The organism is Aeromonas intestinalis (genome assembly GCF_054052485.1).
In genome coordinates this window covers 44,783-59,234 of the sequence record NZ_JBSTYK010000018.1, presented here as the reverse complement: position 1 = coordinate 59,234, position 14,452 = coordinate 44,783, and the positions used below count along the sequence as shown (strand labels likewise).

9 protein-coding genes are annotated in these 14,452 nt (G+C 64.2%); 7 read left to right on the top strand and 2 right to left on the bottom strand.

Features of this window, described 5'->3' with window-relative positions; all coding sequences use genetic code 11:
• The first annotated feature begins 177 nt into the window (after positions 1–177).
• Positions 178–945: a UTRA domain-containing protein gene (locus ACW5W7_RS18800; protein ID WP_456502702.1), complete on the top strand. Its 768-nt coding sequence runs from the start codon at positions 178–180 to the stop codon at positions 943–945.
• A 113-nt stretch (positions 946–1,058) separates the two neighbouring features.
• Here ACW5W7_RS18800 and ACW5W7_RS18795 read toward each other — a convergent pair whose 3' ends face one another.
• Positions 1,059–1,823: a helix-turn-helix domain-containing protein gene (locus ACW5W7_RS18795; protein WP_349920041.1), complete on the bottom strand. Its 765-nt coding sequence runs from the start codon at positions 1,821–1,823 to the stop codon at positions 1,059–1,061.
• 455 nt (positions 1,824–2,278) lie between these two features.
• On the bottom strand, positions 2,279–3,193 hold the full coding sequence (locus tag ACW5W7_RS18790; protein ID WP_456502686.1) for a LysR family transcriptional regulator: 915 nt from the start codon (positions 3,191–3,193) through the stop codon (positions 2,279–2,281).
• A 256-nt stretch (positions 3,194–3,449) separates the two neighbouring features.
• Here ACW5W7_RS18790 and ACW5W7_RS18785 point away from each other — a divergent pair, with 256 nt between their 5' ends.
• The 6 genes from ACW5W7_RS18785 (at position 3,450) to recD (ending at position 14,291) form a co-directional block, all read left to right on the top strand.
• Positions 3,450–3,782, top strand: coding sequence for a hypothetical protein (locus tag ACW5W7_RS18785; protein ID WP_349920037.1), 333 nt, complete (start codon positions 3,450–3,452; stop codon positions 3,780–3,782).
• 29 nt (positions 3,783–3,811) lie between these two features.
• Positions 3,812–4,498, top strand: coding sequence for a pirin family protein (locus ACW5W7_RS18780; RefSeq protein WP_456502685.1), 687 nt, complete (start codon positions 3,812–3,814; stop codon positions 4,496–4,498).
• 83 nt (positions 4,499–4,581) lie between these two features.
• Entirely contained in the window at positions 4,582–4,974 is a 393-nt protein-coding gene (locus ACW5W7_RS18775; RefSeq protein WP_349920033.1) for a DoxX family protein, read from the top strand.
• 274 nt (positions 4,975–5,248) lie between these two features.
• Positions 5,249–8,635, top strand: a complete 3,387-nt coding sequence (gene recC / locus ACW5W7_RS18770) for an exodeoxyribonuclease V subunit gamma (RefSeq protein WP_456502684.1) — start codon at positions 5,249–5,251, stop codon at positions 8,633–8,635.
• Positions 8,635–12,234, top strand: a complete 3,600-nt coding sequence (gene recB / locus ACW5W7_RS18765) for an exodeoxyribonuclease V subunit beta (RefSeq protein ID WP_456502683.1) — start codon at positions 8,635–8,637, stop codon at positions 12,232–12,234. The genes recC and recB overlap by 1 nt, the downstream gene beginning before the upstream one ends.
• Positions 12,231–14,291 (top strand): exodeoxyribonuclease V subunit alpha, encoded by a 2,061-nt coding sequence (recD, locus tag ACW5W7_RS18760; protein WP_456502682.1) that lies wholly within the window; start codon positions 12,231–12,233, stop codon positions 14,289–14,291. Before recB ends, recD begins: the two co-directional genes overlap by 4 nt.
• The last annotated feature ends 161 nt before the right edge of the window (positions 14,292–14,452 follow it).

Here is a 14,452-nt window from a genome sequence, read left to right as displayed (position 1 = left end):
TGAGTGGCAGTTTGATGACAATAGGCGCAAGGGTTGTGGCCGCGCTGGTCGGCGGGTTCCTCTTGCATCATCTGCGTGCGCTGTCACCGGCTTGTCATTCTGTCGGGGTACAACGTTGCCCCAACGCCGCTGGCATAGGCCAGTCATCAGCAGGACCCGACCGTGAGCCAGAGCCGAATGCCTTCCAAGAGTGAACAGATATGCCAGATCCTGCGCCGTTACATCGGCAGCGGCCAGTTGGGGGCGGGGCAGCAACTGCCTGCCGAGCGGGCACTGAGCGAGCGCTTCGCCACCACCCGCATCACCGTCAAGGAGGCGCTTTCGAGCCTCGAAGCGGACGGTCTCATCTACCGGGCCGAGCGGCGCGGCTGGTTCGTGGCACCCCCCAGGCTCACCTACGACCCCGCCATCCACACCCATTTTCATCAGTGGATTGGCGAGCAACAGCGCATGGCAGAGACCCGGGTCTTGGCCCACGGCAGCGCCCTGGCCAGCAGCGAGCTCTGCCACTGGATGGGGTTGGCTCCGTTTACCCCGCTCTATGAGATCAGGCGCCAGCGGCTGATCGACGGGCGGCCCGTGCTCCACGTCAGCCATCATCTGCTGGCGAGCCGCTTCCCGGATATCGCGAGCGCCCCCCTGGCCAGCTCCCTCACCGAGCTCTACCGGCATCGTTATGGCATAGGCCAGGGCGGGGCCAGCCTCGAGATCACCCCTTCGGCGGCGCGCGGAGGCATCGCCCAGGCCCTCAATCTGGCGGAGGGGAGCGCCGTGCTGCGGCTGGTGCGGGTCAATTACGACGAGGCGGGGGCGCTGGTGGACTGCGATATCGAGCACTGGCGCTCCGATGCGATTCGCATCTGTCTGGATACCCGGGCCCTGGCACCACCACGAGGGATGCACGCGCCCGTGCTGGCCGACAGCCCGGGCGCCGTGCCAGGGTGAGGGAGTCAACGCGCGCCACGCTGGTTCGTCGAGGGAGTGGTCTGGGTTGGAGTGAAAAAGGATCCTGCCAGGTTGATGGCAGGATCCTGATCCTGGGAAGGGATCCCGGCGGATCAGTTGTCGATATTGGGGATCAGGTCGTCGAAGCTCTGGTAGCCGCAGTCGGCCAGTTGCAGGGACATGGTGTAGGTCTTGCTGTCTTCCCGCTGACCGATGGCGGGGCGGTTCAACTTGAGCTCCTGATGCCAGTACTCCTTCATGCGATCGATCAGCGCCATGGCCTCGCTCTCGTTCAGGTGCAACTGGCACAGGGCCATGTAGTTGTTGGATTTGTGCATGTTCTCCACCAGATAGTCCCCCAGCACCGACATGGCCTGGCGTGCCTGCTGGCGGGCGAAGCGGCTGTGCTGCTCGAAGCTGATGCGCTCGCTGATGAGGAAGTGGTAGCTGTTGTCGATGCCGAGCTGCAGTATGCCGAGGCGCTCCAGCTTGCGCAGATAGAGATAGCAGGAGGCATCGGTGAGGCCATAGTCCCGCTTCAAGTCCACCAGGGCCTTGTCACGCCAGAAGATGTTGGCGAGGAAGGCGTAGAGGCCGGGCTCCTTGTGAAATGCCTCGTCCTGCTCCTGGGTGAAGACGGCGCGCCGGCTCTGGGCATCCTGGGTCTTGTCCAGCAGCTCTTCGAACGACAGTCCCACCAAATGGCAGATCTCCAGCAGGGTATCGAACGGCAGGGAGGGCTTGTTCATCATCCGTTTGACGGTGGCGATGGAGACGCCCATGGCCTCCGCCAGGGTCTGGTAGCGGATCCCCTTGTCGGTAAGGGTCTTCTTCAGGGTGTCGAGAATGTGGTTGGCCAGGGTCTGGCTATAGGTCATGCAATTATTCCTTTATCTGCATTTTTAGTCGTGTCAGAAAGTGAGAGTTTTTATGGTTTTGGGCTCAGAAGTTGACACCTTGAAAAACCAGAGGAAATAAACCCGGCGATAACGGCTGAAATGGACTGACCAGTGAGGTAGCAAGGTGGCAGATTATGACACTCCATGGTGCATATCCTTCAACCTTTCAACATTTTGCTGGTGATGCATATTACATCGCACATAATTCAACACGAATCGGATTCATAACCTTCCTGGTTGAGAAAACGATTGTTTGCTTCCAATTTAAGGGTTTTTTAAACCGTAAGGTTTTTATTCTTTCCTGGCATTGAGCGGAGCTCGCAAGAGATCCGCTTTTTCTTTTCTCCGAATCTGAGCCCGCCGTCAAGGAAGAGGCGCATCTTTCGCCTCTTTCCCCCCGCTCGCCGTCATTTCGGTACTCAATCGATTCAGTTTTACGTCTCCTTGCAGGGGAACAGCCTGGGGATCTCCCGGATCAGCCAGCTCTTGGCCTTGCCCATGGTATCCCGCCGCCAGGCCAGGGCGACCTGTACCTGATGACGATACTCGGGCCCTATCACCTTGAGTCTGCCCGCCTTGATGTCTTCGGCAATCCAGCTCATCGGCATGGTACCGACCCCGATCCCCGCCAGCAGGGCGTCACGCTTCTCGGCCATGGTGCTGACGGTGAGGCGCGGCTGCTTGTCGAGCAGGCGGTAGGTGAGCACGGGTTTGCGCAGGGCGGAGTCGGCGATGGCGATGGCGCGGTAGCGGCGCAGGGTATCGTCCGCCAGGGGTTCTGCCTCTTGGTGCAGGGGGTGATCCGGGTGGGCCACGTAGAGCATCACCTCTTCCTGCAGTATCTGATGCTTGATGCCGGTCAGCATGATGTCGGGGTTGAGGGTGGCGATGAGCAGATCAGCACGGCCATCTTCCAGCGACTCCCAGCTGCCCGCCAGCACTTCGGCCCGCAGCCGCAAGCGGGTGTCGGTCAGCTCGGCCAGACGCTCCACCAGCGGATAGAGCAACTGGAGCGGCACCAGGGCATCGACGGCGATGGTGATGTCGGTCTCCCAGCCACGGGCCAGTGCCCGGGTCTCCCCCACCAGATGTTCTGCCGCCTCCAGCAGCACCCGACCCCGTTCCAGCAGCATGCGCCCGGCGGGGGTGAACTTGGTGCGATGGCCGCTGCGATCGAACAGCATGGCATCCAGCTCATCCTCCAGCTTCTGTACCGTGTAGCTCAGGGCCGATGGCACCTTGCCCAGCTCATCGGCCGCCGCCGCAAAGCTGCCCCGGCGATCGATGGCATCCAGCACCCGGATGGCTTCCAGGGTCAGGGCCCGTTCCTTGTTTGTCTCCTTGGCCATATCTAACCTTCAATTTTTTTGAACATGTTTGCCAGATTATCTCGCTAACAACTTAGGGCAACTCACCCTAATATTCAATCATCGCTTCGGCAGGAGAGCCGAGCGGCCAAATAATCGGTAGTTCAGGGCCGTGACACCCCAAGGGGTGAAGTCTGATGTCGGTGAAAGAACAACACCATATTTGAATGACCTCTTGCATGGATGCATTGATTCGGGCCAGTCGGCCTTGGCAATGACATATAAAACAAGAGAGTGAATGAACATGAAAAACGTAATCAAGATGCTGGCCGTTGCAGGCCTGATGACCGCTGGTGTGGCTCACGCTTCCGTCCCCGCTGACTTCAGCGCCGCACCGGGTGTGCTGGTCGTGAACTGGCAGGCAAGCGCCGCCATCGACGGCAAGTCCAACCCCATGCTGGAGGTGCGTGACGAAGCCGGTGATGTGCTCGCCTCGGTTCATGCGAACCTGACCGGCACCCAGATCGTGAAGATCCCGAGCCGCACCCAGGGCAACCTGACGGTCAACCTGGGCAATGAAAGCAGCAATTACCGCATCCCGTTCGGTCTGGGTGACGGTCGCCAGCGTTAATACACGCCTTGCTACATGAGGAGCACACCATGATGAAATTGAGAGCCGCAGCAGAACGAGGTCACGCCAACTTTGGCTGGCTGGATGCCCGTCACAGCTTCTCGTTCGGTCACTACTATGACCCGGACTGGATGGGACACTCTGTCTTGCGAGTCATCAATCAGGATCGGGTGTCGCCGGGTGGCGGTTTTGCCACCCACCCTCATGCCAACATGGAAATCCTGACCTGTGTGCTGAGCGGCACCATAGAACACAGGGACAGCCTCGGTCATGCCGAGCAGATCCCGGTGGGGGAGTTCCAGTTGATGAGCGCAGGCTCCGGCATCCGCCACAGCGAGTACAACCCCTCGCAGACAGAGCCGCTCTCCCTGCTGCAGATCTGGATTGAGCCGAACGAGTTCGGTACCGAACCGGGTTATCAGCAGAAGAAGATTGAAACCCAGCCCGGTATGACCCTGGTGGCGTCACCGGACGGGGAAGCCGGATCCTTCAGGATCCGCCAGCAGGCCCGGGTATGGCGACTGCAACTTGCACATGGGGAGACCCTCGAATGGGCATTGCAAGGACGCCACGGTTACCTGCATATGATTTCGGGGGAGCTGACTGGCAACGGTCTGGCTGCCCAACCCGGCGATGGTCTGCTCAGCCGTGATGAGCAGAGTTGGTCGCTGGTGGCTTCGCAAGACAGTGAAGCCCTGCTGTTTGATCTGCCGTGATTTATAAATCATGGTGAAATTAATGAGTTACTAAATCGGTCTTACACTATTAACGAGTGATGTGTAATCAAAGGAATCTGGAGATGGACAAAATGAGAGACGTGGCACTGCTGGTAGGTCGTGTATTGCTGGCACTGATGTTTGTGGTGGCTGGCTGGGGCAAGATCGGCGGCTATGCCGGTACCCAGGGGTATATGGAAGCCATGGGGGTTCCCGGATTCATCCTGCCGCTGGTGATCCTGCTGGAGCTGGGTGGTGGTCTCGCCATCATGCTGGGCCTGTTCACCCGTAGCCTCTCCGTGCTGATGGCTGGCTTCACCCTGATGGCGGCCTTCATCTTCCACTATCAGCCTGCCGAGCAGATGCAGATGCTGATGTTCATGAAGAACGTCTCGGTGGCCGGTGGTTTCCTGGCCCTGGCGGCGGCCGGTGCCGGTGCCTTCAGCCTGGATGCCCGCCTCGGCAAGAACTGGTAATGCCCTGATAGTTGAAGTTTTCCAACGCCTTTGGCCGGTGCGAGTGCACCGGCCTTTTTATTGTCCGCGTTTCAGGGCCGCCCTGTCAGGAACTGTGATCGTCCCCCGCCATGGGGGGACAAGCGCCTTTTGCATCTTATCCCCCAATCCTCGACAATCTCCTCTCCCATGACGTGACGGGCCCCGGGTTCTTCCCGCGCCCTGTCTCGTCATGGCGGGAGTCGCCCACGTCGACTATCCACCCCATCATCTTCTGACCTGGCGGGCGTTGATCATGTTTACCCTCTACCACTCCAATTCACTGGACTTGCTCAAAGAGCTGCTGGTGAACCACATCCGGCAGGCACCCCTGGCTCACCCCTTCGCGCGGGAGCAGATCCTGGTGCAGAGTCCGGGCATGGCCCAGTGGCTCAAACTGGAGCTGGCCAAGGCGTTCGGCATTGCCGCCAACATCGACTTCCCCCTGCCTGCCAGCTTCATCTGGGAGATGTTCACCCAGGTGCTGGCGGACGTGCCCCGCCAGAGTCCCTATAACAAGGGGTCCATGAGCTGGCAACTGATGAGCATATTGCCCGCCCTGCTGGACAGACCCGCCTTCGCGCCGCTCGCCGCCTATCTGGGGAACACCAGTGAGGAAAGCGAGGCGCAAGGCTCTTCCCAACCGGAGCAGGTGCGGCTGTGGCAGCTGTGCCAGAAGATTGCGGATCTGTTCGACCAATATCTGGTCTACCGGCCAGACTGGATCGCCCGCTGGGAGCAGGGGGAGGGACTGGTCGGCACCGGCAGCCAGGAGCTGGCCGAGGTGAGTGGCCAGGATTGGCAGCCCGAGCTCTGGCGCGAACTGGTGGCGCGCACCCTGGCGCTCTCCCCGAGCGGCTATCACCGCGCCAATCTCTACGAAGAGTTCATCCACGAGCTGGCGCGCACCCATGATCTGCCGGGCACGCTGCCCAAGCGGGTGTTCGTGTTCGGTATCTCGGCCCTGCCGCCGCGCTACGTGGAGGCGCTGCAAGCCCTCGGCAGCCGGGTGGAAGTGCACCTGTTCATCACCAACCCCTGCCGCTACTACTGGGGGGATCTGCTGGACAGAAAGACCCTGGCGCGGCTCGAGCGCAGGCTCAAACCCGGTACCGATCTCGAGGCGCTGCAAGGCCCCGCCAACCCGCTGCTCGCCTCCATGGGCAAGCTGGGGCGGGACTACCTGCACCAGCTGATGGAGCTGGAGGTGCCGCAGATCGAGGCCTTCGTCGATATCGACGAGCAGGATGGCACGGGCAAAACCAGCCTGCTGCGCTGCATCCAGAAGGATGTGCTGGAGCTGGCCTCGCGGGGGGAAGGCCAGTTCGAACTCGACAGCAGCCGCCACAAGAGCACGCTCGACGCGAGCGATGGCTCCCTGCAGATCCACGCCTGCCACGGCCCCATGCGGGAGCTGGAGGTGCTGCACGATCGGCTGCTGGCGATGTTCGACGCGGATCCCACCCTCACCCCGAAGGACGTGGTGGTGATGATGCCGGATGTGAACAGTTACGGCCCCTATATCCAGGCCGTCTTCGGCAAGGAGCGGTCGGGTGACCGTGCCCGGATCCCCTTTGCGGTATCGGACCGCGCCGCCAGTCAGGAGAGTCCGCTGCTGCAAAGCTTCCTCGCCCTGCTGGGGCTGCCGAGCGCCCGCTTTGGGGCCGGGGAGCTGCTGGCCATCCTGGAAGTGCCCGCCGTGCTGCGCCGCTTCGAGCTCGGGGATGATGAGTTCAACCAGTTGCGGCGCTGGGTGCAGGAGACCGGCATTCGCTGGGGGCTGGACGATGCCTATCCCGCGCGCTTCGATCTGCCGCCGCTTGCCGGCAACAGCTGGCTGTTCGGTCTGCGCCGCATGTTGCTTGGCTTCGCCATGGGGGACGGAGAGCCGGTGGACGGTATCCTGCCTTACGCGGATATCGAGGGTCAGCAGGGGCTCATTCTCGGCAAGCTGGCCTGGTTCGTGGATTCCCTCGCCGAGTTCCTGCCGCGGCTGCAACAGCCCCAGCCCCTGGGGGAGTGGATCGGCTGCCTCAACGCCCTGCTGGAGCGCTTCTACCTTGCCGACGAGGGTGAGGAGCGGCTGTTGCAACTCATCCGCACGGCACTCGCCGACTGGCAGCAGGGGCTGGCCGAGGCGCACTTCGAGCAGCCCATCTCACCGGATCTGCTGCGGGACTATCTCGGCAGCGTGCTCGGGGAGTCCCGCTCCAGCCAGCGCTTCCTCGCCGGCCAGGTCAACTTCTGCACCCTGATGCCCATGCGATCCATCCCGTTTCGCCAGGTCTGCCTGCTCGGCATGAACGACGGTGTCTATCCGCGTACCCTGGCTCCCATGGGTTTCGATCTGATGGCGGTGGCGGGCCGGCGCGGGGACAGATCCCGCCGGGACGACGACCGCTACCTCTTCCTCGAGGCGCTGCTCAGCGCCCAGCAGGGGCTCTACATCAGCTATCAGGGTTTCAGCGCCGAGGACAACAGCGAGAAGGTGCCGTCCGTGCTGCTGGCGGAGCTCATCGACTATGTGCGCCAGGGCTTCGTGCTGGCGGGGGATGAAGCGCTCTTTGACGAGGCGTCCGGCGAGCGGCTGCTGGCACACCTGGTGACAGAACACCCCCTCACCCCCTACAGCCACAGCTACTTCTACCCGACGCCGGGATCCGGTCTCTTCACCTATGCCGCCGACTGGCTGCCGGCCCTCAATCCCGCCCCCGGGGCGGCGAATTTCCAGAGCGGCGAGCTGCCGCTGCCCGCCGAATGGGGCAAGGAGCAGGGGCTGGAGCTGGCCGAATTGCTGCGTTTCTACCGCCAGCCCGCCAAGTACTTCCTCAACCGTCGCCTCAAGGTGTGGTTCGAACTGGACGAGGCCAATATCGAGGACAGCGAGCCGTTCGAGCTGGACGGCCTGCAGCATTATCAACTCAAGAGCCTGCTGCTGGATGCCCATCTGGCAGAAGGGGAGGCCATGAGCAAGCGCCGGGAGCGGCTGCGCCTCTCCGGTCAGTTGCCCCAGGGCTGGTTCGGCAACCTCTTGCTGGACGATCTGGACGCCGACATGGGCAAGCTGGCGGCGCGCCTGCGCCCCTGGCTGGCGGTTGACGACGGGGACAAGCGAGCGGTGGAGATCGACATCTCCCTCACCCAGGGGCAGTTGCAGGGCTGGATAGACACCCAGCATGGCCGCGCCCTGGTGGTGAAACCCGGCAGCTTCAACGGCAAGGATCTGCTGCTGGGCTGGGTGCAGCACCTGTGCCTCTGCCTCAGTCAATATCCCGGCGAGACCCTGTTGCTGGACGCCAAGCAGGGCTGGCGCCTGCCCGTGCTGCCCGCCGAGGAGGCGCGCCCCCGACTGGCGGCCCTGGTGGCGCTCTGGCAGCAGGGCATGAAGCGGCCGCTGCCGTTTTTCCCGAGCACCGCCTGGGAGTGGCAGAAGGCCATCGAGAAGGATCCGGAGAAACCCGATGCCGCCGACAAGGTGGCGCTGGCCCGCTTCAATGGCGGCTACATGGTGACTGGCGAGGGGCAGGACATCTACGTCGCCCGCTGCTTCCCCGAACTCAATGACGAGGTGCTCGGCCAGTTGCAGGCCCTGGCCCGGGAACACCTGAGCCCGCTCTCTGCTGCCCTCGAGGGACTGGAATAATGGCGAATCTGCTCAATACCCTGCGCTTCCCCCTCTATGGGGAGCGCCTGATCGAAGCCTCCGCCGGTACCGGCAAGACCTACACCATCGCCGGTCTCTACCTGCGCCTGTTGCTGGGTCACGGCCCCGTGATGGAAGAGGGGAAGGCGGCGGGCGAGCCCTGCGCCCACGAACGTCCCCTGTCGGTGACCGAGATTCTGGTGGTGACCTTCACCGAGGCCGCCACCGCCGAGCTGCGGGGGCGGATCCGCGCCCGCATCCATGAGGCTCGCCTCGCCTTCCTGCGCGGTGAAAGTGGCGATCCCCTGCTGGCACAGCTGCTGGTGGAGGTGGAGGATCATGCCCTGGCGGCGAGCCGCCTGCTGGCCGCCGAGCGGCAGATGGACGAGGCGGCGGTCTTCACCATCCACGGCTTTTGTCAGCGCATGCTCAAACAGAACGCCTTCGAATCCGGCGCCCTGTTTGAAACGGAATTCTTGACCGACGACAGCCAGTTGCGGCTGCAGGCGGTGAGTGACTACTGGCGCGCCGAGTTCTACCCGGTGGACGAGGCCCTGGCCCGGGCGGTACGCAAGCTCTGGCCGAGCCCGGCGGCCTTGTTGCGGGAGATGAACGGCTGGCTCGACAACAGCGAGCTGGCGATCCGCCCGCCTCTGGGGGAGGAGACGCTCATCGAGCGCCACCGCGAGGCCATGGCCCGCATCGACGAGGTGAAGGGGCGGTGGCTGGCGCAAGGAGACGAGATCCGCCGCCAGACCGAGGGCCACATCAGCCGCTATACCGGCAAAAACTACGAAGGCTGGCTCGGCAAGCTGGCCGACTGGGCCCGGGATCCCGCCAGCGGCTACGCCATTCCCAAGGAGCTGGAGCGCTTCGGCCAGCGGGCGCTGGAGGATAACCTGAAGAAAGGGGGGACGGTGCCGACCCTGCCGCTGTTCACCGAGATCGACGCCCTGCTGGCGAGCCGTCCCGGCATCCGGGATCTGGTGTTGCAGCGGGCGGCGCGGGTGGTGCGTGAGCGGATGCAGGCCAGCAAGCGTCAGGCCCATCAGCTCTCGTTCGACGACCTGCTGAAAGATCTCGACGGGGCGCTGGGCTCCGGGCTCGGGGAGCGGCTGTGCGAGCGGATCCGGGCGACCTACCGGGTTGCCATGATCGATGAGTTCCAGGATACCGATCCCCAGCAGTACCGCATCTTCCACCGCCTCTACGGCGGCAGACAGGATACCGCGCTGCTGATGATCGGCGATCCCAAGCAGGCCATCTACGGTTTTCGCGGCGCCGATATTTTCACCTATATCCAGGCGCGCCGGAATGTGAGTGCCCACTACACCCTCGGGCGCAACTACCGCTCAAGCCGCGCCCTGGTGGCGGCGGTCAACGGTCTGTTCGAGCGGGCGAAAGATCCCTTCATCTATGAGGCGGACATCCCCTTCCTGCCGGTGGAAGCCCAAGGCAAGGGCAAGACGCTGCTGCTGGAGGGAGAGGTCGCTCCCGTGCTGCACTGCTGGCAGCTGGGCGGCCAGCCCACCTTCAACCGGGGGGAGTATCAGAGCCTGATGGCCCGCGCCACCGCCGCCGAGATTCGCCGCCTGCTCGGACTCGCCCGCGAGGGCAAGGCCATGATAGGGGACGCGCCGCTCATGGCGGGGGAGATCGCCGTGCTGGTGCGCACCGGCGCCGAGGGGCGGCTGGTGCAGCAGGAGCTGGCCCGCCTCGCCATCGCCTCCGTCTATCTCTCCAACCGGGAGAGCGTGCTGGCTCAGGTGGAGGCGCGGGAGATCCTCTTCATCCTGCATGCCTGCCAGAACCCGAGCGAGGAGCGCAGCCTGCGGGCGGCGCTCGCCACTGGTCTGTTCGATCTCGACGCCAGGGCGCTGGATGCCCTTGCCTCGGACGAGCGGGCCTGGGAGAGCGCGGTGCAGGAGTTCATGGACTACCGCGCGATCTGGCACCGCAACGGGGTGCTGGCCATGCTGCGGGCCCTGCTGCACAGGCGCAACCTCGCCGCCTCCCTGCTGGCGAGCCCCTATGGGGAGCGGCGGCTGACCAACTACCTTCACCTCGCCGAGTTGCTGCAACAGGCAAGCTGCGAGCTGGACGGGGAGTATGCCCTGCTGCGCTGGCTGGGGGAGGCGGTGAGCCACCCCAACGGCCAGGTGGCGGAGCAGGTACTGCGCCTCGAATCCGAGCGAAAGCTGGTGCAGATCGTCACCATCCACAAGTCCAAGGGGTTGGAGTACCCCCTGGTGTTCCTGCCCTTCATCTGCAGCCATCGGGCCGCCGAACTGCCCCTCTATCACGAGGAGGAGGATGGCCAGAACCGCACCGTGCTCGATCTGACCGAGTCGGAAGCATCCCTGGCCGAGGCCGACAAGGAGCGCCTCGCCGAAGACTTGCGGCTGCTCTACGTCGCCCTGACCCGGGGGGTCTATGCCACCTGGCTGGGGCTGGCCCCGGTGCGCTCCGGCAACGGCAAATCCGAGCAAACCGATCTGCACCAGTGCGCCATCGGTTACCTGCTGCAACGGGGGGAGGCCGGCGATGCCGCGACCCTGAACACGGCTCTTGGCGAGCTGGCGCAGGCCCTGCCCGGGGTGGCGGTCGGTGAGCCCTCGCTCACCCGCCCGGCCCCGCTGGAGCCCGATCAGGCGTCCCTCGGTGAGCCCCTGGTGCGCCGCTTCGAGGGGCGACTGGAGCGGGACTGGTGGATCAGCTCCTACTCCGGCCTCGCGGCCCAGGGCCAGGGGCACAGCAAGGGCGTGCTGGCCAATCCCGGCTTCGATGCGGAGGTGGTGACGGAGGCGGCCGCGCCGCTGCTGGAAGAGGTCCCCGAGGCCTCCATCTTCAGCTTCCCCAAGGGCGCGCGCCCCGGCACCCTGCTGCACAGCCTGTTCGAGACCATCGACTTCCAAAGTGCGCAAGGGGACGAGCTGTGCGCCCATATCGCCACCCTGCTGGCCCAGGAGGGGTTCGACGAGCACTGGGCCCCCGTGCTGCAACGGCAGGTGGAAGCGGTGCTGGATACCCCCCTCGAGACTGGGTTTGGGGAGCCGGTGCGGCTGCGAGCGCTCGGGGCGGGCAGCAAGCAGGTGGAGCTGGAGTTCTTCCTGCCCATGGGGCGGGTCACTGCCCCGGCCCTGACGGCCCTGTGCCAGCGCCATGATCCCTTGTCGGCGGGCAACAACCCCTTAAGTTTCAGTACGGTACAGGGGATGCTCAAGGGCTTTATCGATCTGGTGTTCGAATGGCAGGGGCGCTGGTATCTGCTGGACTACAAATCCAACCACCTCGGCATGAGCCCGGCGGATTACGACCGTCCGGCGCTGGAGTCTGCCATGCGGGAGCATCGCTACGACCTGCAATACCAGCTCTATTCGCTGGCGCTGCACCGGCTGCTCAGCCTACGGCTGCCGGGTTACGACTTCGAGCAGCACTTTGGCGGCGTCTATTACCTCTTCCTGCGGGGCATGCCGGCGGGGGGCGTCTTCCACTGCCGTCCGAGCCGGGAACTGGTGCTGGGGCTGGACGAGTTGTTTAGTCAAACTGTGATGCCTGATGAAGATCGTTTAGAAAAATCAAACAAGGTGGACGCATGACGGGCGCTGTGATGATCGAACGCTTGAAACAATTGGCCCTGGCGGGGCGCATTCGCCAGCTGGATCTGCAATTTGCCAAATTGGTGGCGGATCTGGGGGCCGGTCCCGAGCTGGTGCTGGGGGCGGCGCTCACCTGTTTCGAGCTCGGCCGTGGCCACGTCTGTCTGCCGCTCAACCTGCTGACGAGCCAGGGTGGCTGGCGTCCCTTCGGGCTGGATCCGGATCAGAGCCGGGATCTGCTGATGGATCTGGCAGACCCTGCGCTCTGGCCCGGGCTGTTCGCCACGAGTCCGCTGGTGGGCCAGGAGGAGAATGACGGGGAGGCGCCGCGCTGGCCCCTGCGGCTCTGGCAGGAGCGGCTTTACCTCACCCGCTACCACGACTTCGAGCAGGGGGTGGCTCGCCATCTGGGCGCCTTGAGCGAGCAGGCCGAATGGCCCGAGATAGCACCGACCCTGTCGCGGCTGTTTGCCCGGGATGACGCCTTGATCTTCTCGGCCCTGCTGGAGGCGCGCCTTGCCCCCGATTTCTCGGCCCCCCAGTTTGTGGAGAAGTATCTGGATCTGGTCTTCCCGGACGAGGTGAACTGGCCCGAGGTGGAGGCCTTGCTGGCCCGCGCCCAGGCGGCGAGCGACCTGGCTGCGCTGGATACCCTGGTGCCCGAGGCGCTCTGCTGCAACGGCCAGAAGCTGGCAGCGGCCACCGCGGCGGCGCGTCCCTTCGCGGTGATCTCCGGCGGCCCCGGCACCGGCAAGACCACCACGGTGGCCAAGCTCTTGGCCATCCTGGTGGAGACCGGCCTGCAACAGGGCAAGGCCCCCGCCATCCGGCTGGTGGCCCCCACCGGCAAGGCGGCGGCAAGGCTCACCGAGAGCATCGGCAGCGCCCTGCAGGCGCTGGATCTCGCCCCCGAGGTGGTGGCGGCCATCCCGACCGAGGCGGGCACCCTGCACCGGCTGCTCGGGGTCATCCCCGGTCGCAGCCAGTTCCGCCATCACAAGGGCAACCCCCTGCACCTGGACCTGCTGGTGGTGGACGAGGCCTCCATGGTGGACTTGCCCATGATGGCGCGCCTGCTGGATGCGCTGCCCAGGCATGCCCGCCTCATCCTGCTCGGTGACAAGGATCAGCTCGCCTCGGTGGAGGCCGGAGCCGTGCTCGGCGATATCTGCAGCTTCACGGAAGAGGGCGTGAGCCAGGCGCAGGCACAGTGGCTCTCCCGCCAGACCGGCTACCGGCTGCAGGGCACGCCTGCGGGGGCAACCGTGCGTGACAGCCTCTGCCTGCTCACCAAGAGCTGGCGTTTCGACCAGCATTCCGGCATCGGCCAGCTGGCGCGGGCCTGCAACGGCGGCGACACGGCCGCGGTGGAAGCGGTCTGGAGTCAGGGCTTCAAGGACATCAGCCTGCACCCCTGGGCGGGGGAGGCCTACGAGGGATTGATCGCCCAGGGGGTGGAGGGGTATGGGGCTTATCTCAAGGCGGCCCGGGAGGGGCAGGATCCCGCCGCCGTGTTCAAGGCGTTCAACGGCTTTCAGATCCTCTGCGCCCTGCGGGACGGCCCCTTCGGGGTGGAGGGGCTGAATCAGCGCCTCGAACTGGCGCTGGCGCGAGCCGGGCTTGTCCAGCGTGACGGCGACTGGTACGCGGGCCGCCCGGTGATGGTGGTGCGCAACGATCACGGCATCGGCCTCTACAACGGCGACATGGGGCTCTGCCTGCCGGACTACAGCGATGAGCACGATAAGAGCGGCCGATTGAAGGTGTGGTTCGAGCAGCCGGACGGCAGCCTGCGGGCCCTGTTGCCGAGCCGATTGCCCCCCCACGAGACCGTCTACGCCATGACCATCCACAAGTCCCAGGGGTCGGAGTTTGCCCATACGGTGCTGGTGCTGCCGGATGGCCCCAGCCCCCTGCTGACCCGAGAGCTGGTCTACACCGGCATCACCCGCGCCAAGCGCCGTCTCGATCTCTACGGCGATCGTGCCCTGCTGGCCCAGGCGGTACGGAAAAAGACCGAGCGGTATTCGGGATTGGCGCAGCGGTTGGGGGAGTGAGCGATTGGATGGTGGTGAAGGGATTTACCGGGATTCCCATCTATGAGGCGAAGATTCAAAAGGGAAAATAGAGAGTGGTATCAGATATGTCATCTTGGTCATGGGGTTGTGTAATGACATGGACAAGCTCTTCATGGTATCGATACGAATAATTTGGATAC